Source organism: Luteibacter jiangsuensis (assembly GCF_011742555.1).
In the GTDB taxonomy this organism is placed as follows: Bacteria; Pseudomonadota; Gammaproteobacteria; order Xanthomonadales; family Rhodanobacteraceae; genus Luteibacter; species Luteibacter jiangsuensis.
This window is the reverse complement of record NZ_JAAQQR010000001.1, coordinates 435,578-457,142: the sequence shown is the minus strand read 5'-3', so window position 1 is coordinate 457,142 and position 21,565 is coordinate 435,578. Positions and strand designations below refer to the sequence as shown.

The 21,565-nt window shown below is 65.6% G+C and carries 22 protein-coding genes; 12 read left to right on the top strand and 10 right to left on the bottom strand.

Going from position 1 to position 21,565, the window contains the following annotated elements:
• The first annotated feature begins 48 nt into the window (after nucleotides 1–48).
• Entirely contained in the window at nucleotides 49–1,086 is a 1,038-nt protein-coding gene (locus tag HBF26_RS01915; protein ID WP_167122511.1) for an Lnb N-terminal periplasmic domain-containing protein, read from the top strand.
• On the opposite strand, the gene HBF26_RS01910 is transcribed toward HBF26_RS01915, so the two are convergent.
• The gene (locus tag HBF26_RS01910) at nucleotides 1,053–2,072 is read right to left on the bottom strand and encodes a TraB/GumN family protein (protein ID WP_167122509.1); all 1,020 of its coding nucleotides are present in this window, start codon (nucleotides 2,070–2,072) and stop codon (nucleotides 1,053–1,055) included. The two genes, HBF26_RS01915 and HBF26_RS01910, sit on opposite strands and share 34 nt — an antisense overlap.
• Here HBF26_RS01910 and HBF26_RS01905 point away from each other — a divergent pair.
• The 5 genes from HBF26_RS01905 to HBF26_RS01885 all read left to right on the top strand — a co-directional run bounded on the left by HBF26_RS01905 (nucleotide 2,050) and on the right by HBF26_RS01885 (nucleotide 6,902).
• Nucleotides 2,050–2,874: an NADPH-dependent F420 reductase gene (locus tag HBF26_RS01905; RefSeq protein WP_338039613.1), complete on the top strand. Its 825-nt coding sequence runs from the start codon at nucleotides 2,050–2,052 to the stop codon at nucleotides 2,872–2,874. The genes HBF26_RS01910 and HBF26_RS01905 overlap by 23 nt on opposite strands.
• Nucleotides 2,875–3,005: 131 nt before the next feature.
• Nucleotides 3,006–3,251 (top strand): DUF2188 domain-containing protein, encoded by a 246-nt coding sequence (locus HBF26_RS01900; RefSeq protein ID WP_167026624.1) that lies wholly within the window; start codon nucleotides 3,006–3,008, stop codon nucleotides 3,249–3,251.
• Between the two features lie 64 nt (nucleotides 3,252–3,315).
• Entirely contained in the window at nucleotides 3,316–3,555 is a 240-nt protein-coding gene (locus tag HBF26_RS01895) for a hypothetical protein (RefSeq protein WP_167122505.1), read from the top strand.
• Nucleotides 3,556–3,758: 203 nt separating this feature from the next.
• Nucleotides 3,759–6,599, top strand: a complete 2,841-nt coding sequence (locus HBF26_RS01890) for a TonB-dependent receptor plug domain-containing protein (protein WP_167122503.1) — start codon at nucleotides 3,759–3,761, stop codon at nucleotides 6,597–6,599.
• A gap of 99 nt (nucleotides 6,600–6,698) precedes the next feature.
• The gene (locus HBF26_RS01885; RefSeq protein WP_167122501.1) at nucleotides 6,699–6,902 is read left to right on the top strand and encodes a hypothetical protein; all 204 of its coding nucleotides are present in this window, start codon (nucleotides 6,699–6,701) and stop codon (nucleotides 6,900–6,902) included.
• On the opposite strand, the gene HBF26_RS01880 is transcribed toward HBF26_RS01885, so the two are convergent.
• Together HBF26_RS01880 and HBF26_RS01875 are read right to left on the bottom strand one after the other, a co-directional pair.
• Nucleotides 6,899–7,051, bottom strand: coding sequence for a hypothetical protein (locus HBF26_RS01880; protein WP_167026635.1), 153 nt, complete (start codon nucleotides 7,049–7,051; stop codon nucleotides 6,899–6,901). The genes HBF26_RS01885 and HBF26_RS01880 overlap by 4 nt on opposite strands.
• A 64-nt stretch (nucleotides 7,052–7,115) precedes the next feature.
• The gene (locus HBF26_RS01875) at nucleotides 7,116–9,134 is read right to left on the bottom strand and encodes a hybrid sensor histidine kinase/response regulator (protein WP_167122499.1); all 2,019 of its coding nucleotides are present in this window, start codon (nucleotides 9,132–9,134) and stop codon (nucleotides 7,116–7,118) included.
• A gap of 143 nt (nucleotides 9,135–9,277) precedes the next feature.
• On the opposite strand from HBF26_RS01875, the gene HBF26_RS19705 reads away from it, so the two are divergent.
• Together HBF26_RS19705 and HBF26_RS01870 are read left to right on the top strand one after the other, a co-directional pair.
• The gene (locus HBF26_RS19705; RefSeq protein ID WP_275690547.1) at nucleotides 9,278–9,403 is read left to right on the top strand and encodes a hypothetical protein; all 126 of its coding nucleotides are present in this window, start codon (nucleotides 9,278–9,280) and stop codon (nucleotides 9,401–9,403) included.
• A gap of 88 nt (nucleotides 9,404–9,491) precedes the next feature.
• On the top strand, nucleotides 9,492–10,646 hold the full coding sequence (locus tag HBF26_RS01870) for an acyltransferase family protein (protein ID WP_167122497.1): 1,155 nt from the start codon (nucleotides 9,492–9,494) through the stop codon (nucleotides 10,644–10,646).
• A 51-nt stretch (nucleotides 10,647–10,697) separates the two neighbouring features.
• Here the strand turns inward: HBF26_RS01870 and HBF26_RS01865 are convergent, their stop codons facing one another.
• Nucleotides 10,698–10,883 (bottom strand): CsbD family protein, encoded by a 186-nt coding sequence (locus HBF26_RS01865; RefSeq protein ID WP_167122495.1) that lies wholly within the window; start codon nucleotides 10,881–10,883, stop codon nucleotides 10,698–10,700.
• 239 nt (nucleotides 10,884–11,122) lie between these two features.
• Here HBF26_RS01865 and HBF26_RS19385 point away from each other — a divergent pair, with 239 nt between their 5' ends.
• Complete coding sequence (locus HBF26_RS19385; protein WP_167122493.1) at nucleotides 11,123–11,704, top strand: DNA-binding protein; 582 nt, start codon at nucleotides 11,123–11,125, stop codon at nucleotides 11,702–11,704.
• A gap of 56 nt (nucleotides 11,705–11,760) precedes the next feature.
• Here the strand turns inward: HBF26_RS19385 and HBF26_RS01855 are convergent, their stop codons facing one another.
• Nucleotides 11,761–11,913: a hypothetical protein gene (locus tag HBF26_RS01855; RefSeq protein WP_167122491.1), complete on the bottom strand. Its 153-nt coding sequence runs from the start codon at nucleotides 11,911–11,913 to the stop codon at nucleotides 11,761–11,763.
• A gap of 512 nt (nucleotides 11,914–12,425) precedes the next feature.
• Between HBF26_RS01855 and HBF26_RS01850 the strand changes: the two genes are divergently transcribed.
• On the top strand, nucleotides 12,426–13,538 hold the full coding sequence (locus HBF26_RS01850; RefSeq protein ID WP_167026653.1) for an S-(hydroxymethyl)glutathione dehydrogenase/class III alcohol dehydrogenase: 1,113 nt from the start codon (nucleotides 12,426–12,428) through the stop codon (nucleotides 13,536–13,538).
• 11 nt (nucleotides 13,539–13,549) lie between these two features.
• The gene (locus tag HBF26_RS01845; RefSeq protein ID WP_167122489.1) at nucleotides 13,550–13,774 is read left to right on the top strand and encodes an RNA-binding S4 domain-containing protein; all 225 of its coding nucleotides are present in this window, start codon (nucleotides 13,550–13,552) and stop codon (nucleotides 13,772–13,774) included.
• 58 nt (nucleotides 13,775–13,832) lie between these two features.
• Here HBF26_RS01845 and HBF26_RS01840 read toward each other — a convergent pair whose 3' ends face one another.
• The 5 genes from HBF26_RS01840 to lexA form a co-directional block, all read right to left on the bottom strand.
• On the bottom strand, nucleotides 13,833–14,105 hold the full coding sequence (locus tag HBF26_RS01840; RefSeq protein WP_167122487.1) for a hypothetical protein: 273 nt from the start codon (nucleotides 14,103–14,105) through the stop codon (nucleotides 13,833–13,835).
• Nucleotides 14,106–14,324: 219 nt separating this feature from the next.
• Nucleotides 14,325–17,474 carry an error-prone DNA polymerase gene (locus HBF26_RS01835; RefSeq protein WP_167122485.1) on the bottom strand — a complete coding sequence of 1,050 codons (3,150 nt, stop codon included), beginning with the start codon at nucleotides 17,472–17,474 and terminating at the stop codon, nucleotides 14,325–14,327.
• A 124-nt stretch (nucleotides 17,475–17,598) separates the two neighbouring features.
• On the bottom strand, nucleotides 17,599–19,008 hold the full coding sequence (locus HBF26_RS01830; protein WP_167122483.1) for a Y-family DNA polymerase: 1,410 nt from the start codon (nucleotides 19,006–19,008) through the stop codon (nucleotides 17,599–17,601).
• Nucleotides 19,009–19,081: 73 nt separating this feature from the next.
• Nucleotides 19,082–19,711 carry a translesion DNA synthesis-associated protein ImuA gene (gene imuA / locus HBF26_RS01825; protein ID WP_167122481.1) on the bottom strand — a complete coding sequence of 210 codons (630 nt, stop codon included), beginning with the start codon at nucleotides 19,709–19,711 and terminating at the stop codon, nucleotides 19,082–19,084.
• A 2-nt stretch (nucleotides 19,712–19,713) separates the two neighbouring features.
• The gene (lexA, locus tag HBF26_RS01820) at nucleotides 19,714–20,340 is read right to left on the bottom strand and encodes a transcriptional repressor LexA (protein ID WP_167122479.1); all 627 of its coding nucleotides are present in this window, start codon (nucleotides 20,338–20,340) and stop codon (nucleotides 19,714–19,716) included.
• A gap of 106 nt (nucleotides 20,341–20,446) precedes the next feature.
• Between lexA and HBF26_RS01815 the strand changes: the two genes are divergently transcribed.
• Nucleotides 20,447–21,565: an MFS transporter gene (locus tag HBF26_RS01815; RefSeq protein WP_167122477.1), complete on the top strand. Its 1,119-nt coding sequence runs from the start codon at nucleotides 20,447–20,449 to the stop codon at nucleotides 21,563–21,565.

Sequence of the window (21,565 nt, the reverse complement as noted above, 5' to 3'; positions counted from 1 at the left end):
GAAAGTCGGCGAGTTCTTCCCTTTCCGGCCTGCGATGATCCTTTCTCCATGACTCGGCGGAGCTTGCTCGTTCGCGGCGCCGCTGGCCTCCTCGCCGGCCTGTTGCTCGTGCTGTCCGGGGGATGGGGAGCATTCGCACTCGCCGTCCGGTTCCCCGCGCCTCGCGTGGCAAGGCTCACCGCCGCCGGACTCTGGATGGCCGGCTGTGCCGCGACCTGGGTCTGGTGGCTGGTATGGCGCTCGCCATGGGCCTTGACCGCGCTCCTTGTCGCGCATGCCGTACTCCTGGCCTGGTGGGTATCCATCCGCCCGCGCAACGACCGGCCCTGGGCGGACGACGTGGCCCGTCTACTGCACGGGGAGGTGGAGGGGAATCGCGTGGTGCTCCATGACGTGCGCGATTTTGCATGGCGCAGCGACGACGATTACGACATCCGCTGGGAAACACGCAACTACGATCTGGATCGCCTGACGGGTGCGGATGCCATCCTGTCTTACTGGTCGGGAAAGGCGATCGCACACGCCATGCTCTCGTTCGGCTTCGACGACGGGCGCCATGTCGTGTTCTCGGTGGAGATACGGCGCAAGCGCCATGAAGCATTCTCCGAGGTCGGCGGTTTCTTCCGGCAGTTCGAGCTCGTGCTCATCGCCGCCGAAGAGCGCGACATCGTGCGCGTGCGCACCAATGTCCGCGGCGAGGATGCCTATATCTTCCCGCTGCGCATGACGCCCGATGCCATGCGCTCGCTTTTCGTCTCGTACGTGCGGGAGGCGAACGCCCTGTCCCGCGCGCCCCGGTTCTACAACACCGTGACGTCGAACTGCACGACCATCGTCTACAGGATGGCGAAACGGATCGACGGAGCGCTGCCGCTCGATCTTCGCCTGTTGCTGACGGGTTACCTGCCGGAATACCTGCGCGACGCGGGTGCGCTGGACAGGCGCTTGAGTATCGACGAGTGGCGGGCAAGGGGACGGATCACGGCTCGCGCACTCGCCGCCGGTGCCGACGAGGATTTTTCGGCGGCCATCCGCCGAGGCGTACCCGCGGCTCAGTCCGGATCGTCGGGCGAAGCCACGGCGTAGCCCTTCGCGCGCAGTGCCTCGAGGTAGCCGTTGTCGCCCAGCAGGTCGTCGATCGGCACGATGGCCACGGCCTGTGCGTTGTTGGCCATCGTGGCGTCGACGGTGGCGAGCCACGTGTCGCGCACTGCCTTCGGCACATCGGCAAGGCCGATGCGCTGCGCCACGCCGCCTTCGGTCACTGCGTTCATGCAGGTGGCGCGCTGACGCTCGCTGCGCTCGTCGCGCAGCGCGGCGATATCGCCGGTGGCCCACGCGTTCGCGCGCCGGGTCATGTCCGCGAGTTGCACATCGATGTTGTCGACACTCTGCGCGAAGCACGAAACATCGTCGAGCGTGGATCGCTTGAACGACCGGATGGCGGCGCGGGGGTCGTCCACGAGCAACGTGTACTCCACGGGGACCTCCTTCACGCCGTGCCTGCGCGCAAGGTCGCTCACGGTACGGACGATCTCGCCCGATTTGCCGAGGCCGGCCTTCTTCACGGCCGATTTGTACAACTCCAGCACGGCAAAGATGGGGCGGTAGCGTTCCACGCCGCGATCGTTGCCGATGTACCTCGCCTTCACGGCGAGCCAGCGTGCGTAGACGTCCGGCGGCACCGTGTCCTTCAGCGTCGCGCCATCCGGCGCATTGCGCACGCCGATCAGGAAGGGCAGCAGCGCGAGGCGTCCAAAGAAGCCGGTGTTGGGCTTGATCCGGACGCGCGGCAACGAAATGAGCGCGCCTGAATGCGTGAGGGCCGCATCGATCTCGTCGGTCTTCCAGGTCATGTCCTTCGGCAGGGGCGCCAGGCTGCCCAGGATGAAGAGGGTGCGCCCGTCACGGGTGGCCCGCCACAGCCCCGGACCCGGCTGCTCGCCTTGCACCGTCACCGCTTCGAGTGTCGGCACGTCCGCCGCAGGAGGCGCCTGCTGCGCGGCGGCCGGCGGCAGCCACGACAGCCAGGCGAGGAAGAGGGCGGCGATGAGACGGGCAGGGCTGGACATGACGGCGATTCTGGCAGGATGCGGGCGCGGCGGATCACCGTTCGCTCTCTCCGCGTTCACGCGCGGCCGCGAGAATGAAATGAATCGTCTTGCGGAGATCGTTTGCATGAAGATTGGTATCGTCGGAGCAGGGAATATCGGTCATACGCTGACCCGCCGCTTTCGCGAGGTGGGACACGAGGTTCTCATCGCCAATTCGCGGGGGCCCGAAACCCTCACCGATATCGAGCGCGAAACGGGCGCCGTGGCGGTCACGGCGCACGAGGCGGTACGCGGTGTCGACGTGGCGATCGTGACCATTCCGGAATCGAAAGTGCCGCAGTTGCCACCCGACCTTTTTGAAGGCGTGCCGGCGGAAACCGTCGTGGTGGACACGGGCAATTATTACCCCCGGCAGCGCGACGGTCGCATCGATGACATCGAGGAAGGCATGCCGGAAAGCCAGTGGGTGTCCGAGCGTATCGGGCGTCCCGTGATCAAGGCGTTCAATAACATCTATGCCGAACACCTGGGAACGCGAGGCAAGCCGTCGACTGCGGAGTCGCGGATCGCCTTGCCCGTGGCCGGCGACGATGCCAATGCCAAGGCCAAGGTGCTGAAGCTGATGGACGACATCGGCTTCGACGGCGTAGATGCGGGGCCCCTCGACGAGTCCTGGCGCCAGCAGCCGGGATCGCCCGTCTATACGTCCGATCGCGACATCGAAGGCGTGCGTCAGGGCCTGCTCGACGCCAGACGGGAGAGGCAACCGGAATGGCGTGCCACGGATCGCAGTCCGGGCACCTACGACAACCCCCGCTAGTCGTGATCCCGGCGTGAAGGAACGGCATACGTTTCTTCCGTTGTCGGAGTGGTATGGAAAGGATAATCTTGCGCCTCCGTCGTCCAGCCGCCCTCCGGCCCTACGCCTCGCGAGGTTATCCACTTCCTTCCATGGCCATGGTGATTTACGACATTCCGTTCCATCCGGATATGGCGGGCCTGTGGCACGTGCAGATGAACGGTGTGCCGACGCAGAACTTCGAAACCCGAGTGGCTGCCATCGCCTACGCGGTGCAGCAGTCAAAGCTTCTGGGCGCGCAGAACGGCCTGCAGGTGCTCGTCTCCGTGGAAGGTGCGGACGGTATCTGGCGCGAGTTCGAGTCGAACGCGAAGCGTCCCGTGAGCGGCCTGCAATAGCACTGCACATCGCCTTGATGCGCGATGCATAGGATGGGGGTGGAGAAGGAGGATCATCCCACCCATGACGCATCGAAAGATCGGTTACTTCGACGTTGAAGGCTCGTGTTACGTTGCCAAGCCCGGGCGCTGGCGCGGCAAATATGTCATCAGCGAAGACGGCGACGAAATCCAGGAAAAGCTCTGCACGACACTTCACGAACGGGAAGAGGATGCCTGCGAGGAGGGGATGCGCCTCGGCATCAAGGCCGCGCGGATGCTGATGAAGGAACGCGAAGGGTTCGATCCCGGCGAAGACGAATGAGCCCGCTCTCTCGCTGAGCGTGCATAGGGCGTGCCATGCGCGCCCTTTTTGTTAAGCCGCAATATATTCCGAATGGCCGATGGTGCGCCCCGTTCACGCGGCGTAAGTTTTCCTTGCGTGCCTGTGAATGATGCGTTTTCTTCGGCCCATTCCCGGAGCCGCGAAGTCCCAGCCCCACTCCCCTAAGGCTTCGGAGACTCACAATGAAACCGACATCCCAGAAGGCGCTTCGGCGTCACGGCCTCGCTTTGTCCATCGCCACTGCACTGGCGTGCGGCCAGGTTGCCGCACAAGACGCCCAGCCTGCACCGCCCGCCTCGCCGCCGCCGGCTCAATCCTCGCAACAGCAGACGACGGAACTGGCCACGGTGACCGTCACCGGGTCGGCCTTGCCGCGCATCGACGTGGAGACGCCGTCGCCGGTGACTACCATCACAGCCGATCAGATCCAGAAGAGCGGTCTCACCACCGTTTCCGACGTGGTGCGGGCGGTGTCGGCCGACAACAGCGGCTCCATACCCGCATCGTTCACCGCCGGCTTCGCCGCAGGGTCGTCCGGCGTCGCGCTGCGTGGCCTCACGGTCAATTCCACACTGGTGCTCATCGATGGCCGGCGAGCGGCGAACTATCCGCTGGCCGACGACGGCCAGCGATCCTTCGTCGACCTCAACACGATCCCGTCCAATGCCATCGAGCGCATCGAAGTGCTGAAGGACGGCGCGTCGTCTCTCTACGGTGCGGACGCGATCGCGGGTGTGGTGAACATCATCCTCAGGCCGGACTACCAGGGCACGGAATTCAGCGCCGAAGTCGGCACCTCCCAGCACGGCGGCGGCACGTCCAAGCGCGCCACGGTGCTGTTCGGCGGCGGCGACCTTAAGAAGGACGGATGGAACGCCTATTTCAGCGCCGAATACGAAAGGGATGAGGACATCCTCACACGGCAGCGCGGTTACCCGTACAACACCGCGGACATCCGGCGCAGCGGCGGCAACAACCTTATCGGAGGCCAGCCTTCGCAGAACTCCGGTTCGATCTACGGTTCGGTGACGCCCGGCACGCTTTCCCGGCCCGGGGATGTCACCTCGGGCGTCGCGGATCCCGATGCGGTGGCCCAGCCGCTGGCTGCCTGCGGGCCACGATCCACGCTGGTGACCGACGATCCCGCCAACCCGGGAAGCTACTGCGCGCAGAACTTCGCCCGATATGCCGCCATCCAGCCCACCACCGATCGTCGCGGGTTGTACGGGCGCTTCACCGTGAAGGTGGGCGAGCGTTCGAAGGCCTATGTGTCGGCGAGCTACTACGAAGTGAAGACGTCGTTCCCCGGGCCGCCGGCGCAGATCCAGGCCGGCACGCCGCGCAATACAAACTCGATCGCCTTGCCGGCCACCTTGCCGGACGGCTCGCTCAACCCCAACAATCCGTTCGCGGCGGAAGGGAAGGCAGCGCTCATCAACTTCGCGTTTCCCAGTGCGCTGGGCAGCGGCGAAAGCGACAACCACAACCTGCGCATCGTGGGCGGGCTCACGGGCTACTGGGGCGACTGGGGTTACGACACGGCGCTGGTGTTCAATCACTCGTCGCTCGACACGCGACTGAACGGATTTCTCGACTACGACCGCCTGATCGACGTCGTCACGAACGGCACCTACAACTTCCTCGATCCCGGAGCGAACTCGCCGGCGCTGCTGGCTTCCCTGTCGCCGCAGCTGCGGAAGACGTCCACGAGCGACCTGCAGCAGTTCGATTTTCGCGTGAACCGGCCGCTGGCCGACCTCGCTGGCGGCGCGCTGGGTCTGGCCGCCGGTATCGACGTTCGACACGAGGAACAGGACGATCCGGACCTCAATCCCGGTCTTCGCGCGCAGGGGTTGGGCATCGCCCACGTCAAGGGCGATCGCACCGTGTCGGGCGCCTATGCCGAACTCGACGCGCCTTTCCTCGAGTCGCTGGAAGTGAATGTCTCGGGACGTTTCGACCACTACTCGGACTTCGGCAACAATTTCTCGCCGAAGATCGGTATTAAATGGAAACCGATCGACGAACTGGCCTTCCGCGGCACGTTCTCGAAGGGTTTCCGGGCCCCGAGCTTCGCCGAGAACGGATCGAGCGAGGCACAGGGCTTTGCCACGTACACACCGCCGGAGGACTTCCAGGCTGCGCACAACAACAGCGGCTACGTGCAGCCCTACGGTCTTGCGTTCCTCACCCGCGCCAATCCGAACGTGAAGCCGGAGAAGTCCAAGAGCTGGACCTTCGGCGTGCTGTACCAGCCCACGCAGGACTTCAGCGCTTCGCTCGACTACTACCGGATCAAGAAGACCGGCGTGATCGCACAGCAGAGTCCGAGCGCGGTGCTCGATGCTTATTACGCGGGCCAGCCCTTGCCCGAGGGCTCCGCGATCGTGGCCGACGTACCCGATCCGGCGGCGCCGGCCGCGCTGCCGCGTCCCCTGATCGTCGCCGCTCCCTATGTGAACCAGGACTCGCTGGAAACGAAAGGGCTGGATCTGAACCTCAAGGCGGGACACGACTTCAGCGAGAATGTCCGCTTTACCAGCGAGCTCAACCTCACGAAGATCATCAGCTGGCGGCTCACCCTGGAAGACGGCACGAAACTGCAGTTCGTCGGCACGCACGGTCCGTACGGCGTCTCCTCGGGCGCCGGTACGCCGCGCTACCGCGGTTCCTGGGCGAACAGCATCCAGTTCGGCCGGACGACCATCACGGGCACGCTGTATTACACCAGCGGCCTCAAGCTCACCGCGCCGGACATCACCACCGGGTGTTTCTCGACCAATACCGACACGGGTGCGAACGTGCCTGGCGACTGCCGCATGGCGTCGTTCACCGACTTCGATCTGACCGGACGCTACGACCTCACCGACAAGGTGGCGATCACCGGTTCGGTGATGAATGTCTTCGACAAGAAGGCGCCGTTCGATCCTTTGAACTACGCCGCCTTGAACTACAACCCCACCTATGCGCAGAACGGCGTGATAGGGCGCTTCTACAGGCTCGGGGTGCGGGTGAAGCTATAGGCGGGACGTGCCTCGGGTGCCCACGGGGAATTGACTGGCCCGGGCTTTTGCTTTAGTACGGCTCCTTGGGGGGAATACCAACAGGGGGCCGTCAAGGCCATGGCAAGTCGATTCACGCTCGTCCGCTCGACCGAAGTTCAGTCCCAGCCGGAAGCCGCCGCATGGCCGGATGGCTTCATGCCCGGAACGGTCGCGCCGTTTGTCATGCGCTACGGCACCGATTTCCTGGTGGCGATGCAGCGCGCCGCGGCCTCGCACGATGCCGCGCGGCCACCGGTGCGGACCGAGGCCGAACCGGCCTAACGCTCGGCGGCGGGCCGCGCCGAAGGCGCGCGCTCGCCGTCGTCGGGCACGTCCCCCGCGGGGCCGCCGCGGTGAATGGCGCCGACCACGAAGATGGCCACGAGCGCGACGATCAGCGCGATCAGGGCGTAATAACGCGAACGATTCATCGGGCGCTCCGTGGTGACGCCTGGAGTCTCCGGGCCGACCAGTCAACGGAATGGATGGCCGGCGTTAGGGATTCGTGCCCTCGACCAGATCGGCCACGGCGCCCACGAGGGCGTGCAGCGAGAACGGCTTGCCGAGGATGGCGCATCCGGGCGGCAGGCGCGGAGCGTCCGCAAAGGCCTCCCATGCATAGCCGGTGATGAACAGCACGGGTAGATCCGGCAGGATCTGGCGTGCGGACTGGGCCAGCTGCCGTCCGTCCATGCCGGGCAGTCCGATATCGGTCACGAGGATGTCCGGTGCCGATGAGTCGCTCAAGCTGCGAAGCGCCGCCGCCGCTTCGGCGTGATCGTCCACGCTGTACCCCGCTTCCTCGAGCACCTCGCGTGCAAGGGAGCGGAGCATGTGCTCGTCTTCGACCAGAAGCACCCGACGGCCGTCGCCATGATGCGGCCCGCGATCGATATGCGCGTGTGGCGCCTCCTCCTTGCCGACATGCCGGGGCAGCCACAGGCTCACCGTGCTTCCCTTGCCGGGCTCCGATTCGATGATGGCCCGGCCACCCGTTTGCCGGGCGAATCCGTCGACCATGGAGAGGCCGAGCCCCGTGCCCTGGCCGATCGACTTGGTGGTGAAGAAGGGATCGAACGCCTTTTCGATCACCGCGCGCGACATGCCCGTGCCGGTGTCCGCGACCGAGATCACCACATAGTCGGCGGGGCCCGTGCCGATGTTCCTCGCCGGTTCGTTTCGCGTGGAGATGCACAAGGTGCCGCCCGCGGGCATGGCGTCGCGGCCGTTGATCGCGAGGTTCAGAATGGCGCTTTCGAGCTGGCTCGCATCTGACAGCGTGCGCCACAGGTCCGGTTGCATGCGCAGGTCGAGCACCACCTGTTCGCCCAGCAGAGGGCGAAGGAGCAGATCGAGGCCCCTGACGATGGCGTTCGCATCCACGTCCGCGAGCGACAGGGCCTGCTGGCGGGCATAGGCGAGCAGGCGGTGGGTGAGGCCGGCGGCGCGGTTCACCGCGCCGTGCGCGGCGTCGAGCAGGCGACGGGTGTTCTCCAGGCGGCCGCTCTCGATCCGCTCGCTCACGATCTCGATGGCACCGCCGATGCCGCCGAGGATGTTGTTGAAGTCGTGCGCGATGCCGCCTGTGAGCCGTCCGAGGGCCTCGAGCTTCTGTGCGTGCCGCAACTGGTCCTCCATGTCGCGCCGGCGTTGCACGTCGCGGCCCATGCCGTAGACCAGCTCGCCATCCGGCACGCACGTCCAGGCGAACCAGCGGTAGCTGCCGTCTCTGGCGCGCAGGCGGACTTCAAGGTCTTCCACTGTGTCGCCTTCGAGCAGCTGGGCCATTGCATCGCGCGCGCGGTCGAGGTCGTCGGGATGAACCAGCTCGCCGAAGGCCATGCTCCCGAGGTCGCTCTCCTCGTAACCCAGATCGCGCTGCCAGGCCGGGTTGATGTTGCGGTACCGCCCGTCGCGCGCCATGACGATGTAGAGGTCGGGCGAGACCGCCCAGATCTGATCGCGCTCGCGCGTGCGAGCGCCGATTTCCCGCTCGAGCGACGCGTTCAACTCGCGCAGGGTCATGGCGGAGCGCACCGCGCTGGTGGTTTCGTTCGTGAAGGCGTACACGCCGATCACATGGCCTCGTTCGTCACGCAGTGGCGCGAAGGAGAGGGTCCACCAGGTGTTCTCGACGAAACCGTGGCGCGTCATCGTCAGCGGAAGGTCGCGGCGCGTGCTGCCTTCGCCGGCCATCGCCTGTGCCACATGCGCGCAGATGTCGTCCCACACGTCGACCCATATCGCGTCGAGGCGCCCGCCGAGGGCGCCCGGGACGCGTCTGCCGAGGAGCGGCCGGCAAGCGTCGTTGAAGAAAAAGACCCCGCCCGGTTCCGCGGAAAGGAACATCGGTTGCGGGGAGTCGAGCATCGTGGCGAGCATGGCGCGGAGCGCCAGCGACCACGCCTCCACCGGCCCGAGCGGCGACCGCGGCCAGTCGAATGCGCGGATCTCGTCCGCCGTGGGCGAATCGTCCGGGAGGAAGGCGAAGGGATCGGGAAATCGGTTCGACATGTTCCGGGCCGTTGTTCTGGGTCTGGAAATAATCCTCTACGCGCGAAGACGACGTCGTTGCGAAACATGCCGTGGCGCGCCTGTCACGTACAGTCGACGTGCTGCGATGGAACGTCGTCGCCATTCCACCAGGAGCGACACGCATGAACGACGACATCACGCCGCAGCCCGGCAAGCAGAAAGGCGGTATCGGTTACGTGCTGCTGTGGATCCTCGGGGTGCCCATTCCGGTCCTGATCCTCATTGCGCTGGTGCGCGGCTGCAGCTGAGCTTACCCCTGTCCTTCGCCGGTGCCCAAGCGAGGGCACCGGTATCGGGCGGTTCCGATATGCTTCCCCCACTTCCGGGGAAGGTGCCATGTCCGAATCGACTCTCCCGCGCAGCGCCGGCATCGACATGCTGCGTGGCGCGAGCATCCTGCTGGTGGTCGTCCACCATCTTGGCCTGCGCATGCCCTTGCACAAGACGCAGGCGGCCAGCGCGTTGCCGATACCCTTGCTCAAGGGGCTGATCTACAACGGCTACGAAGCGGTTTTCATCTTCTTCGTGATTTCGGGTTTCCTCATTACCCGGCACACGCTCCAGCGGGACGGTAGCCTCGGCGCGATCGACTGGCGGGCTTTTTACGTCCGCCGCGCGGCCCGCATTCTTCCTTGTCTCCTGGCGCTCGTGGCCGTGCTTCTTATCCTGCACGCGTTGGCCGCGCCGGACTATGCGATCCAGAAGAGCGGCCAGTCCGCGCTGGGCGCGACGGTTTCCGCGCTTACCTTCACGCTCAATCTTTACGAAGGACGTACGGGCTGGCTACCGGGCGGCTGGGACGTTCTCTGGTCGCTGTCCATCGAAGAGGTGTTCTACGCCGCGTTCCCTTTGGCGTGCATGTCCGTAGGGCGTACGCGCTGGTTCGTTCCGTTGCTGGTCGTGCTGGTGGTGTCGGTTCCGTTTACCCGCGCTGCATTGGCGGGTAACGAAATCTGGCAGGAGAAAGCGTACCTCCCCGGGATGGGCGCGATCGCGGCGGGCGTGCTCGCCGCCTTGGCAGCGTCGCGCGGGCCGCGAGCGGCGGAGACGGGCAGGGTGGAAAGGCCGTGGCGCAGGAGGGCGCTGGCGGTGTCGGGCTTGGCGGCGACAGGCCTGGTGATGTTCTACGGCGCACCCCTCTGGCATACGGTCGGCGAGGGATCCCTGCTGGTGCTCATCCTGGGCGCCGTGTGCCTCGTGCTGGCCTCGCCGGACGGCGGACAGTGCTGGCGGGGTTTCGGCTGGCTCGGTGCGATGGGGAGGGCCAGCTACGAGATCTACCTTACCCACATGTTCGTCGTGTTCACCCTCGTGGCCGTGGCGCGCTTCTCGGCGACCGACAAAGCCTGGGGCTGGATATGGTATCCGCCGGCCGTGCTCCTTTCCTGGGCGCTGGGCTGGCTCGTGGCCCGCGGATTTTCCGAGCCCGCCAACCGGTGGCTGCGAAGCCGGATGAGCGCGCGGCGAGCGACGGTGAGGGCGGCAGCCTGACATCGGACGCGGGAGCCGATGGCTCCCGCGTGTGCGAACCTGGAAGCCCGATCAGTGGTGGCGATCCTTGTCGCGAGCGTGGTCGGCAGCCTTCCCGACTTCGCGCTGCACCTTGCCTGCATTCTTTTCGATGTTGCCGGCCGCTTCTTTCGCGTGGTTGCCCGTGATCTTGCCGGCCGCTTCCTTCACGCTGCCCTTGATCTCGTGCTTCATGCCTTCGGTACGGTTCTTGTCCATGCTGCTCTCCTCGTCATGCTGCGTCATTCGCAGTGCGCACTGTTTAACGCCGAACGTCCTTATCGATGCGTGAAGCACCCGTGCGCACCTGTTCACTCTCGCAATGTATTGCGGCTTGCCATCGAGGACTGAAGTTCGTCTGTTGTCCGCTGACGCGGGAGATACATGCGGATCACAAATCCCCGCGCAGTCTCGTGCTTCGACGACACCCGTCACTCCCTCATTAGGAGATCCGAGTCATGCCTGAGAAAAAAACCACTGCCAGGGCACGAAAGGACAAACGCGAAGGGAAGTCGGCTTCGACCCAGGCCGGAGAATACGTGCGCGAGGAAATCGAGCACGTCCGCGAAGGCAAGCACGGCGCGCGTTCGGCGAAGCAGGCCATCGCCATCGGCCTTTCCAAGGCGCGCCGCGACGGGGTGAAGGCCAAACCGTCCAGATCGGCGAGCAAGGCCACGAAGAAGAAGGCGGCACAGGATTCGCGCGCCTCCACCCGGAAGCGCTCCTCCGGAACCGCTGCCAAGAAGTCGGCCAGCCGCAAGCGGGCCACCGGAACATCGGCCCGGAAGTCGACCGCGAAGAAGACGACAGCCAGGAAATCGACGGCCCGGTCGAAGGCGAGCACGGCAGCGTTGAAGCGGGAAGGCCGGTGGGCCGCGTCCAAGAGGGCTCTGTCGGCACAAGGGCACAAGGCCGCAGCCAAGCGGAGCGCGTCGAGCCGCTCTGCGTCCGCCAAGAAGGCGGCACGCACGAAAGGCGCAACGGGAAGGAAAACGGCCGCGAAGAAGGCGGCACGAACCAGGGCCCGGAAGGCGTCCTGACAAAAGGAAGGCCCGCCGTTGAAGGCGGGCCTTTCATTTAGGGATACGGGTGCGTCTTAGACGGCGTCGCCGCTCAGGCGGCTCGCGACTTCGCCAAGCCAGTCGTAGCCGTCCATCTCGCCACCGAAGAGGTCGAAGCTGCCGTCGCTGTTGGCGCCGGCGTCGAATTCGTAGGTCGAGATACCGTATTCGTTGCGCAGTTCGTTCATGTGATGTCTCCCAGTCAATACCGACCGGATGTCTCTGATAGCTCTGGCGCCGACGCCGCCGGTCTCTGGCGTGGCGGGAACCTTACGCCCCCGACGAGCTTCCCGAGAAGTCGCACGGTGGCACTGGTCCGTTTCATTTGGTGAACAATCGGTTCGTTAGGCTTTCGTCACAGCGTTTTCGTGTCGAATTTCTGAACTAACGAGTTTTCTATGCCCCCTTTCTATGGGCGGCCCCAGCGTTTACAAGGGCTTCCAGGCATTGAAAGGTTGGACAGCGGTTGTAAGCAAAAGGTTCAAGAAATCCTTCGCCGAGAACCGATCCTGCTATCCGCGGGGCCCTTACCCGAGGCTTTCGTTCGCCGCGTGGGCCGTATCCGTTAACCCCAGTTTAACTCAATCCGGGCTTCCATACTACCCCGGATGTTCAAGTCCCTTCACGTACGTGCACGGGAGGGGTCTCCGGGGCGGCGTGCAGCTAGAATTCGGGGTCAACGTCATTGAGGAAAAGCACCATGAAGTCTCGCGCCGCCGTCGCCTGGGAAGCAGGAAAGCCGCTGTCCATCGAGGAAATCGACGTCCAGGGTCCCAAGGCCGGTGAAGTACTGGTGCGCATCGTCGCCACGGGTGTCTGCCATACGGATGCCTATACGCTGTCCGGGGACGACCCGGAAGGCGCCTTTCCGGTCATCCTCGGCCATGAGGGTGGCGGCATCGTCGAGGAGGTGGGCGAGGGCGTCACCTCGCTGAAGCCGGGCGACCACGTCATTCCGCTGTACACCCCGGAATGCGGCGAGTGCAAGTTCTGCCGCTCGGGCAAGACCAACCTGTGCCAGAAGATCCGGGTGACCCAGGGCAAGGGCCTCATGCCGGACGGCACCTCGCGTTTTTCGCTGAACGGCAAGCCGTTGCTCCATTACATGGGTACCAGCACCTTCAGCGAATACACGGTGCTGCCGGAGATTTCGCTGGCAAAGATCAACAAGGACGCTCCGCTGGAGAAGGTGTGCCTGCTCGGCTGCGGTATCACGACCGGCATCGGCGCGGTGCTCAACACCGCCAAGGTGGAACCGGGCGCCACGGTGGCCGTGTTCGGCCTGGGCGGCATCGGCCTGTCGGTGGTGCAGGGTGCGGTGATGGCGAAGGCGGGACGCATCGTCGTGGTCGACACCAATCCGTCGAAGTTCGAGATGGCGAGGATGCTCGGCGCCACCGACTGCGTGAACCCGCGCGATTATCCGGATACGCCCATCCAGCAGGTGATCGTCGACCTCACCGATGGCGGGGTCGACTATTCCTTCGAATGCATCGGCAACGTGGACGTGATGCGGGCCGCGCTGGAGTGCTGCCACAAGGGGTGGGGCGAATCGATCATCATCGGCGTGGCCGGCGCGGGCCAGGAGATCCGCACGCGTCCGTTCCAGCTGGTGACGGGTCGCGTGTGGCGTGGGTCGGCGTTCGGCGGCGTGAAGGGCCGCAGCCAGTTGCCGGGCTACGTGGAGCGCTACATGGGCGGCGAGATCAAGATCGATCCGATGATCACGTACACGATGGGGCTGGAAGACATCAACCGCGCCTTCGATCTCATGCACGAGGGCAAGTCCATCCGCTCGGTCATCGTTTACTGAGGCCGGCACACATGGCATTTCACGAGTTCCGCCTCGAAGGCGATTACGTCGAACTCAACCTGCTGCTGAAGCTGGTCGGCATCGCCGCCAGCGGCGGCGAAGGCAAGCACCTGGTCGCCGATGGGCTCGTTGCCGTCGACGGGGTGCAGGAATTGCGCAAGACGTACAAGGTGCGCGCCGGGCAGGTGGTGACTATCGGCGACGAGGAAATCAGCGTGCTTCCGGAAGTGGACTGACTGAAGTCGCTGGGTGCCTGCCTGCGCAGGCAGGGGCCCAGCGACTTCATCTCGAGAGTTACATACCCGCGGTGGACGACTTCGCCGGCTCGGACGTGGCGCCTTCCTTCTTCATCTTGTGCTTCTTGTGGGTGGACTTCATGGCGCCGCCTTCTTCCGACTTCATCGAGCCATCGCTCTTCTTCATGGAATCGTGCTCGCTCTGCATGTGCGTGGCGGCGGTGGACGACGGCGAGGGAGCGGTCTGCGGTGTAGCGCTCTGGGCCAACGCGGCACCGCTCACGGCCATACAGCCGGCGAGCATGGCGACGATCAGTTTCGTATTGCGCATGACGAATCTCCTTCGAACAGATGGCGCCTTGGGAAAAGATGCGATGCCCGGCGCAGTGGACATCGCTCACCGGTAAGACCGGATGTTGACGCGGTGTGCAGAAGCTATCCCCTTTCGCCCCGGCGTGGTCTTCGCAAAGCAGCAATTCTTAGGTGACCATTCAGGAGAAAATTAGGCAGCGTTAAGCGACGGCGGCAATGTGGCACATCGTTGAAACGCTCAATGGAAGTCGCGAGAGACGGAGCCGAGTTCCGGCAGCAGCGCGCTGAAGTCGTGGAGGCGGTGGGCGACGAGGTGGCATACGCCATCGATGGCCTGCCACTGCCCGTCGACTGCCAGTAATACCGCGTCGAGCAGGGCATGGCGGCAGGCTTCGGCCACCTTCGGGCGAACAATGACGTTGATCTGGCCGGTTTCGTCTTCCAGCGTGACGAAGGTGATGCCGCTGGCGGTTTGCGGGCGCTGACGCACGGTGACCAGGCCGGCATGACGCAGCCAGGTGCCGTTGCGTTCGTTCTGGAGGTCGCTGGCGCGCCGCGCGCGCCTGGCCAGCAAGTTCTTGCGAATGAGCCGCAGGGGATGCGAGGTCAGCGACAGGCCGTGGGTGGCGTAGTCGGCGAACACATTTTCGGCAAGTGTCGGCGGCCGCAGGGCAGGACGTGTTTCCGCGACGGCGTCGATCAAGGGCAAGCTGCGTTCGATGCCCGAGCTTTCCCAGCGGGCGCGATGGCGGTGGCCGCTGAGCACGCGAAGCGCCCCGGCGTCGGCGAGTCGTTCGCGTTCGAATCGGGTGAGGCCGGCGCGGCGGGAGAGATCGGCAAGGTCGCGGAAGGGGGCGGTTGCGCGCGCGGCGACGATGCGTTCGCCCAGGCCGGCGGACAAACCGGTCACCAGGCGCAGTCCGAGCCGCAGGGCATGCTTGCCGGGATGCCCTTCGATGGGCTCGAGTGTGCAATCCCAATGACTGGCCGTGACGTCCGGCGGCCGTACCTGCACGCCGTGCCGGCGTGCGTCGGCCACGAGTTGCGCAGGTGCATAGAAGCCCATGGGCTGGCTATTGAGCAGCGCGCAGGTAAAGATTTCCGGGTGGTGGCATTTGAGATAGGACGACGCATAAGCGATGAGCGCGAAGCCCGCCGCATGCGATTCGGGAAAGCCGTAACTGCCGAAGCCTTTGATCTGGTCGATGATCTGCTGGATGAACTCGGGCGAGTAACCGTTCTTCGCCATGTTCTGGCGGATCTTCCCGTCGAATTTCTCCAGGCCGCCGCGCCGCTTCCATGCGGCCATGGAACGGCGCAGGTGATCCGCTTCGTCCGCGCTGAAGTCCGCCACCCTTTGCAGGAGCGCCATGACCTGCTCCTGGAAGATGGGCACGCCAAGGGTGCGTCCCAGTACTTCCTTCACATTTTTCTCGTAGACGATCTCGTGCGGGGGCAGCTTGCGCCGTTCCAGATAGGGATGAACCATGCCGCCCTGGATGGGGCCTGGGCGAACGATCGCCACCTGGATCACCAGGTCGTAGTACTCCCTGGGTTTGAGGCGAGGCAGCATGGACATCTGCGCGCGCGATTCGATCTGGAACACGCCGACGGTGTCCGCTTCCTGGATCATCGCGTAAGTGGCGTCGTCGTTGTCGGGAATATCGGCCAGCCGCCGGTAATCCGGTCCGCCTTGCGCGCGCAGCAGGTCGATCGCCTTGCGCATGCACGTGAGCATGCCCAGCGCGAGGCAGTCGACCTTGAGCAGTTTCATGGTTTCCAGATCGTCCTTGTCCCACTGGATGATGGTGCGGTTGTCCATCGCGGCGTTTTCCACCGGTACCAGATGGTGCAACGGTGTGTCGGAAATGACGAAGCCGCCGACATGCTGCGAGAGATGCCGCGGCATGCCCACCAGTTCGTTCACCAGGAACATGAGCTGGCGAATGGTACGGCTGCCGACATCGAAGCCGCGCTCGCTCAGGCGCTCGACGATGGAGACGTCGCCATGGGCATGCGAATAGGCGCGGCTGAGCTGGTCGAGCTGGTCTTCCGAAAGGCCCAGCGCACGGCCGACGTCGCGCGCCGCGCTCTTGCTGCGGTAACTGATGACCGTGGCGGCGAGGGCGGCGCGTTCCCGCCCGTATTTGTCGAATACGTACTGGAGGACTTCCTCGCGCCGTTCGTGCTCGAAGTCGACATCGATATCCGGCGGCTCGTCGCGTTCGATGGAAATGAAGCGCTCGAACAGGGTGGAGACGCGGGCAGGATCCACCTCGGTGATGCCCAGGCAGAAGCAGACCACCGAATTGGCGGCCGAACCGCGACCCTGGCAAAGGATCTGCTTCGAGCGCGCGAAGCGGACGATGTCTTGCACGGTGAGGAAGAAGGCTTCGTACGCCTTGTGCGCGATGAGGGCCAGTTCCTTTTCGATGCGTTCCACGATGGGCGCGGAGATGCCTTCGGGCCAGCGTGTGGCGGCACCTTCGTAGGTCAGGCGGCGCAGATGGGTGGCATGGTCCAGGCCTTCGGGTACCAGTTCGCGGGGATAGACGTAGTCGATCTTGCGGATGTCGAAGCCGGTGCAGCGGGCGGCGACGACGAGGGTTACCTCCACCAGTTCGCGCGGATAGATGCGGGCGATCGTTTCGCGCTTGCGCAGGTGGCGTTCGCCGTTGGGGAAAAGTGCATGTCCCGCTTCCGCCAACGGTTTGCCGATGCGGATCGCCGTCATCACGTCTTGCAGGGCACGACGGTTCCGCTGGTGCATGTGGACATCGCCCGCGGCCACGCAGGGCAGGCCGTGACGCTCGCCGATCTGGCGCAGCGCGGCCAGGTCGGCGGTGTCGTGCTGACCGCGGTGCAATTCCACGGCGAGCCACGCACGCCCCGCGAAATGCGTCGCCACCCAGGTGGCGCGCGCTTCGTGCGTCGTCGCCTCCGTGGCGGTGTAGGGGCCAGGTGCCCACAGCAGACACAAGCCGGGCCCCAGCGACTCGATATCGGCGCGATGGAGTTCGTAACGGCCCTTGGCCACACGCCGGCGACCGAGCGTGATCAGCCGGCACAGTTCCGTGTACCCGGCCTGGTCTTCCACCAGCAGGACCACGACGGTGCCGTCGGAAAGGCGGAACTCGCTGCCGACGATCATCGGAAGACCGGTTTCCAGCGAGGCTTCCAGCCCGCGTACGATGCCGGAAAGCGAGCACTCGTCGGTTATCGCCAGTGCGGAGTAGCCGATGGCTTTCGCCCGCTCGAACAGTTCCCGCGCGCTGGAGGCGCCGCGCTGGAAGCTGAAGTCGCTGAGTGCGTGCAGCTCCGCATAGGCGGGAACGCATGTGTCCTCGTCGTTGGCGGGAAGCCTATGGGTCGCGTCTATGAGCGGCATAAAAAGCAGGGCAATGTGGGAGCCGCTTCAGCGGCGATGGGGGCTTGCCGTGTTTTGGCCCGCTGCCGCGGGATCGCCGCTGAAGCGGCTCCCACAAGAGGTCTGTGTGCAAAAACATGTCATCTCAAGCAAACCAGCCGTGCAGCATCCAGCCGTCGAGCGTGCCGGGCGGCAGGTACGCCCAGGCGTGTTGTCCTTGCGCGGTGCGCACGATGTAGTAGTCGCGGCGCGTGTCGCCGCCGTCCCACCAGCCGCTTTCGATGCGCTCGGGGCCGGCGAGCACGGCGGCTGGCTCCGGTCGCATCGGTTGCGGCCGCCGCAGCAGCCAGAGCGGACGGCGCTGGCGCGGCGGCGACACCGTGTCGGTGGGCTTGCCATAGCGGGAGGCATATTCGGGACGGTGATCGGCGACCAGCGCGATCTGGCGCAGCGCCGCGTCGCCAAGGCGGGCGCGCAGGCGTTCGTCGAGGGTGGGCCAGTCCAGGCCATCGCCCCGCACCGGCTCGAACAGGTCGCGAACGGGCGGCCGGAATACCGGTAGTTCGGCGGCTTCCAGTTCGATCGACCGCGCGGGAGCGGGCAGGGCGGTACGTTCCAGGCGCGTGCGGGCCAGCTCGAACAATCGCTCGGCATCGCGCTGCGGCGCGGCCATGGCCACGACGACGTGGGTGGTTTCGCCGCGGGCATGTTCGAGGACAAGCGTGAAACGCTGCACGCCGCCATCGCGCGCGGCAAGAAGATTGGCGAGCGAGCGGGTAAGGCGGCGCAATGGAAAGAGCAGTGGCTGACTGCCGTCCAGTTCGGCGTCGAATTCGATCTTCTGCCGGAAGCTGGCCGGGGGCTGCCAGGCGGGCAATACGTCGGAGGCATGCCCTTGCACGCGGTCGAGCCAGTTCACGCCCTCGCGCCCGATGCGCCGGGTGAGTTCGGGACGCGGCAGGCGGATCACTTCGGCAAGACGGCGGAAGCCCATCGCCTGCAGCGATGCCACGGTCGCGACGGGCAGGCCGCTCTGTGCCAGCGGCAAGGCGCGGAGCATGCGTCGCACGCCTTCGTGGTCGGGCAACACCATGCCGTCTGCGCTGGCGGCGAAAACCCAGGAGGCGGCGGCGAATGGCGTTGCCGCCAGCGTGTGCGCGTGGCCTTGCCCGACGAGGCCGCTACGTAATCTTTCGGCCAGCACGGGCCAGCCGTCGAACAGACGCAGGCTGGCCCCGACTTCCATCAGGAGCGCATTCGGCGGCACGAGGCTCACATGCCCACTGAACTGGTAGCACCAGGCGGCCAGTTCGGTGAGCAGGCGTTCTTCCGCGATGGGATCGCGGGGGCGTACTTCGAGAGCGGGACACAAGGCGCGCGCAGCGGCGAGGCTTTGTCCGCGACGAACGCCGAGTGATGAGGCCTCGGCGTTCGTCGCGGCAATCAGGCGCTGGCGCGCCTTGTGGTCCAGCAGGGCGGAGGGGCCTGCCTCCGGTGTCGCGGCAAAGGCGGCGGAGAACGCCAGGCCGGGAAAACGGAGACAGGCCCAAAGCATGGCTGCGTAAGGATGGCGACGACGGTGCGTCCGTCATGACGGCGTGGATGAGGCGGCGTCATGAAGGCTTCCATCAGGCCCGCATGCGCAGCAGCGGAGCGGTGGTGGTCAGCAGACCCCGTGACTTGAGCACGTCCACGTAGGTGGCTTCGTCAGTGTTGCTGACCTTGAGGCGAAGCGCGGCCGGACTGTTCTGTGCGGCGTGCTCGGCAGAACGGAAGAGCATGGCGCAGGCGTCGCCGCTTTCCGCGGCCAACTGCAGTCGACGCAGGCTGCGGTAGTCGATGTCGGGCAACCAGCCGACCACCGCGCCGCAGCAGCCCGAACGCAGGCACTGTTCCATGCTCCATGCGGCCTCGGTGCTGCCGGCGTGGATTTCATGCAGGAAGCGCAGGTCGACGCCGGCCGCCGCGAGGGCGGGCGCATAGGGCAGGTAAGGCGGTGCCACGAAGATCACCCGGCGATGTTCCTGAGTAAGCGCGGCCAGCGCGGGCATGACCAGATCCAGTTCGCCCAGGCCATCGTGTTCGTACAGGATCTCGCTCAGCGCGCCCTGCGGCCAGCCGCCGCCGGGAAGCTTCGCGTCCAGCGAGGTCCAGCCCGTGGCCAGGGCGCGCACGCGCGGCTGGCGATCGGCTGACCGGCGCCAGATACCGGGATGGTCGAGCACCTGGGCGAGAGTCGGTGAGGCGATGGCGTTCATGGTCAGGTCCTGCGGATGATGCCGACGTAACGCCCTTCGATGGCGAACGCATGGCGGCGAGGGTCGACTTCGATGGGATCGAAGTCGGGGTTTTCGGGAAGCAGAAGGAGGCGACCGCGTTCGTGCTTCAGGCGCTTCACGGTCACTTCGTCGTCGAGGCGGGCGACGACGATCTGGCCGTCGTTCGCCGTGGCGGTCTTGTGCACGGCGAGCAGGTCGCCGTCGAGGATGCCGGCGTCGCGCATGCTCAGGCCCACCACGCGAAGCAGGTAGTCGGCGCGCGGGCGGAACAGCGCGGGATCGACTTCGAGCTGCGCCTCGATGTTCTCTTCGGCGAGGATGGGCGAACCCGCGGCCACGCGACCGACCAGCGGCAGGTCGTTGGCGGCGGCGGTACCCCGATAACCGGTGTCGCCCGCGGGCAGGCGCAGACCACGGTGCTGCGGCGAGCGTTCCAGCACACCCTTCCTTACCAGCGACTCCACGCAGGCCTGGGCGGAGCTGTGGCTGGAGAAGCCCAGAGCCTCAGCGATTTCGCGCAGTGTGGGTGGGAGACCCTGGCTCTGCAGGTATTCCCGCAGGAAGGCGAGGGTCTTTTGCTGACGCTCTGTAAGGGTAGGTGTCGACATGCGTACATTTGTACAGATGTACGAGGTGCGGTGCAAGTGGAAAATTGTTTGCACGTTGTTGCACGATTTCGTACAGTGCTGCGCATTCGTTTCGCAAAGGAAACCTATGCGTCCCGCCCGCGCCACCCGACTCATCTTCCTGCTCTCCGGCATCGGCATGGCCAGCTGGGCGCCCATGGTTCCTTACGCCAAAGCCAGGCTGGGCCTGGACGAAGCCACGCTCGGTCTCGTGCTGCTGTGCATGGGTTTCGGCGCGGTGATGGCGATGCCCCTGGCGGGGTTCCTCACCCACCGCTATGGCAATCGCGACGTGATCGGTGTCAGCGCCTTGCTGGTATGCGTGGCGTTGCCGTTGCTGACGATGGCGCCGGATGCGTATTGGCTGGGTGCGGCGCTGTGGTTTTTCGGCGCGTCGCTGGGCGTGGTCGACGTCGCCATGAACGCGCATGCGGTGGATGTGGAGAAACATGCCGGCAAGCCGATGATGTCGGGCTTCCATGGCCTCTTCAGCGTGGGCGGTCTGGTCGGTTCGGCCGGCATGGCTGCCTTGCTGAAAGCGGGCATGCCGCTTACCAGCGGCGCGCTGGCCGTGTCCGGCGGCCTGCTGGCGATCGTCGCCACGCAATGGCGGCATTTCATCGTCCGCCTGCACGACACGGACGAAAAGCATTCCATCTTCCGTCTGCCTTCCGCCGCGGTGCTCCTGCTTGGCTTCCTCTGCCTCGTGGTGTTCCTCGCCGAAGGGGCGATGCTGGACTGGAGCGCGGTGTTCCTGCGTTATTCGCGCGGCTTCGATCCCTCGCTCGCCGGCCTGGGTTACGCGGCTTTCTCCATCGCCATGGCATGCGGACGCCTCCTGGGCGATCGCATCACCGCGTGGGTCGGGCCGGTGACGATCGTCCGTGCCGGTGCCTTCCTCGCCGCGCTGGGCTTCTTCCTCGCCACGATGCTGCCCTGGGGCCCCGCGGCGCTCCTGGGTTTCGTGCTGGTCGGCATGGGCGCGTCGAACATCGTCCCCGTGCTGTTCAGCGCCGCGGGCCGCCAGCCGCGTACCTCGCCGGGCATCGCCATCGCCACCGTCACCTCGCTGGGTTATGCAGGCATGCTCGCCGGCCCCGCGGCCATCGGCTTCGTCGCCCAGCACAGCAGCCTTTCCATCGCCCTTGCCGGCGTGGCCGTGCTGCTCGTCGTCGTCTCGGCCTGCGCGTCCATCGCGCGGCGTTAA

Coding starts and splice junctions, on each gene's coding strand:
- HBF26_RS01915 (WP_167122511.1), top strand. CDS start 49: ATGACTCGGCGGAGCTTGCTCGTTCGCGGCGCCGCTGGCCTCCTCGCC.
- HBF26_RS01905 (WP_338039613.1), top strand. CDS start 2,050: ATGAGACGGGCAGGGCTGGACATGACGGCGATTCTGGCAGGATGCGGG.
- HBF26_RS01910 (WP_167122509.1), bottom strand. CDS start 2,072: ATGTCCAGCCCTGCCCGTCTCATCGCCGCCCTCTTCCTCGCCTGGCTG.
- HBF26_RS01900 (WP_167026624.1), top strand. CDS start 3,006: ATGGCCATGGTGATTTACGACATTCCGTTCCATCCGGATATGGCGGGC.
- HBF26_RS01895 (WP_167122505.1), top strand. CDS start 3,316: ATGACGCATCGAAAGATCGGTTACTTCGACGTTGAAGGCTCGTGTTAC.
- HBF26_RS01890 (WP_167122503.1), top strand. CDS start 3,759: ATGAAACCGACATCCCAGAAGGCGCTTCGGCGTCACGGCCTCGCTTTG.
- HBF26_RS01885 (WP_167122501.1), top strand. CDS start 6,699: ATGGCAAGTCGATTCACGCTCGTCCGCTCGACCGAAGTTCAGTCCCAG.
- HBF26_RS01880 (WP_167026635.1), bottom strand. CDS start 7,051: ATGAATCGTTCGCGTTATTACGCCCTGATCGCGCTGATCGTCGCGCTC.
- HBF26_RS01875 (WP_167122499.1), bottom strand. CDS start 9,134: ATGTCGAACCGATTTCCCGATCCCTTCGCCTTCCTCCCGGACGATTCG.
- HBF26_RS19705 (WP_275690547.1), top strand. CDS start 9,278: ATGAACGACGACATCACGCCGCAGCCCGGCAAGCAGAAAGGCGGTATC.
- HBF26_RS01870 (WP_167122497.1), top strand. CDS start 9,492: ATGTCCGAATCGACTCTCCCGCGCAGCGCCGGCATCGACATGCTGCGT.
- HBF26_RS01865 (WP_167122495.1), bottom strand. CDS start 10,883: ATGGACAAGAACCGTACCGAAGGCATGAAGCACGAGATCAAGGGCAGC.
- HBF26_RS19385 (WP_167122493.1), top strand. CDS start 11,123: ATGCCTGAGAAAAAAACCACTGCCAGGGCACGAAAGGACAAACGCGAA.
- HBF26_RS01855 (WP_167122491.1), bottom strand. CDS start 11,913: ATGAACGAACTGCGCAACGAATACGGTATCTCGACCTACGAATTCGAC.
- HBF26_RS01850 (WP_167026653.1), top strand. CDS start 12,426: ATGAAGTCTCGCGCCGCCGTCGCCTGGGAAGCAGGAAAGCCGCTGTCC.
- HBF26_RS01845 (WP_167122489.1), top strand. CDS start 13,550: ATGGCATTTCACGAGTTCCGCCTCGAAGGCGATTACGTCGAACTCAAC.
- HBF26_RS01840 (WP_167122487.1), bottom strand. CDS start 14,105: ATGCGCAATACGAAACTGATCGTCGCCATGCTCGCCGGCTGTATGGCC.
- HBF26_RS01835 (WP_167122485.1), bottom strand. CDS start 17,474: ATGCCGCTCATAGACGCGACCCATAGGCTTCCCGCCAACGACGAGGAC.
- HBF26_RS01830 (WP_167122483.1), bottom strand. CDS start 19,008: ATGCTTTGGGCCTGTCTCCGTTTTCCCGGCCTGGCGTTCTCCGCCGCC.
- imuA (WP_167122481.1), bottom strand. CDS start 19,711: ATGAACGCCATCGCCTCACCGACTCTCGCCCAGGTGCTCGACCATCCC.
- lexA (WP_167122479.1), bottom strand. CDS start 20,340: ATGTCGACACCTACCCTTACAGAGCGTCAGCAAAAGACCCTCGCCTTC.
- HBF26_RS01815 (WP_167122477.1), top strand. CDS start 20,447: ATGCGTCCCGCCCGCGCCACCCGACTCATCTTCCTGCTCTCCGGCATC.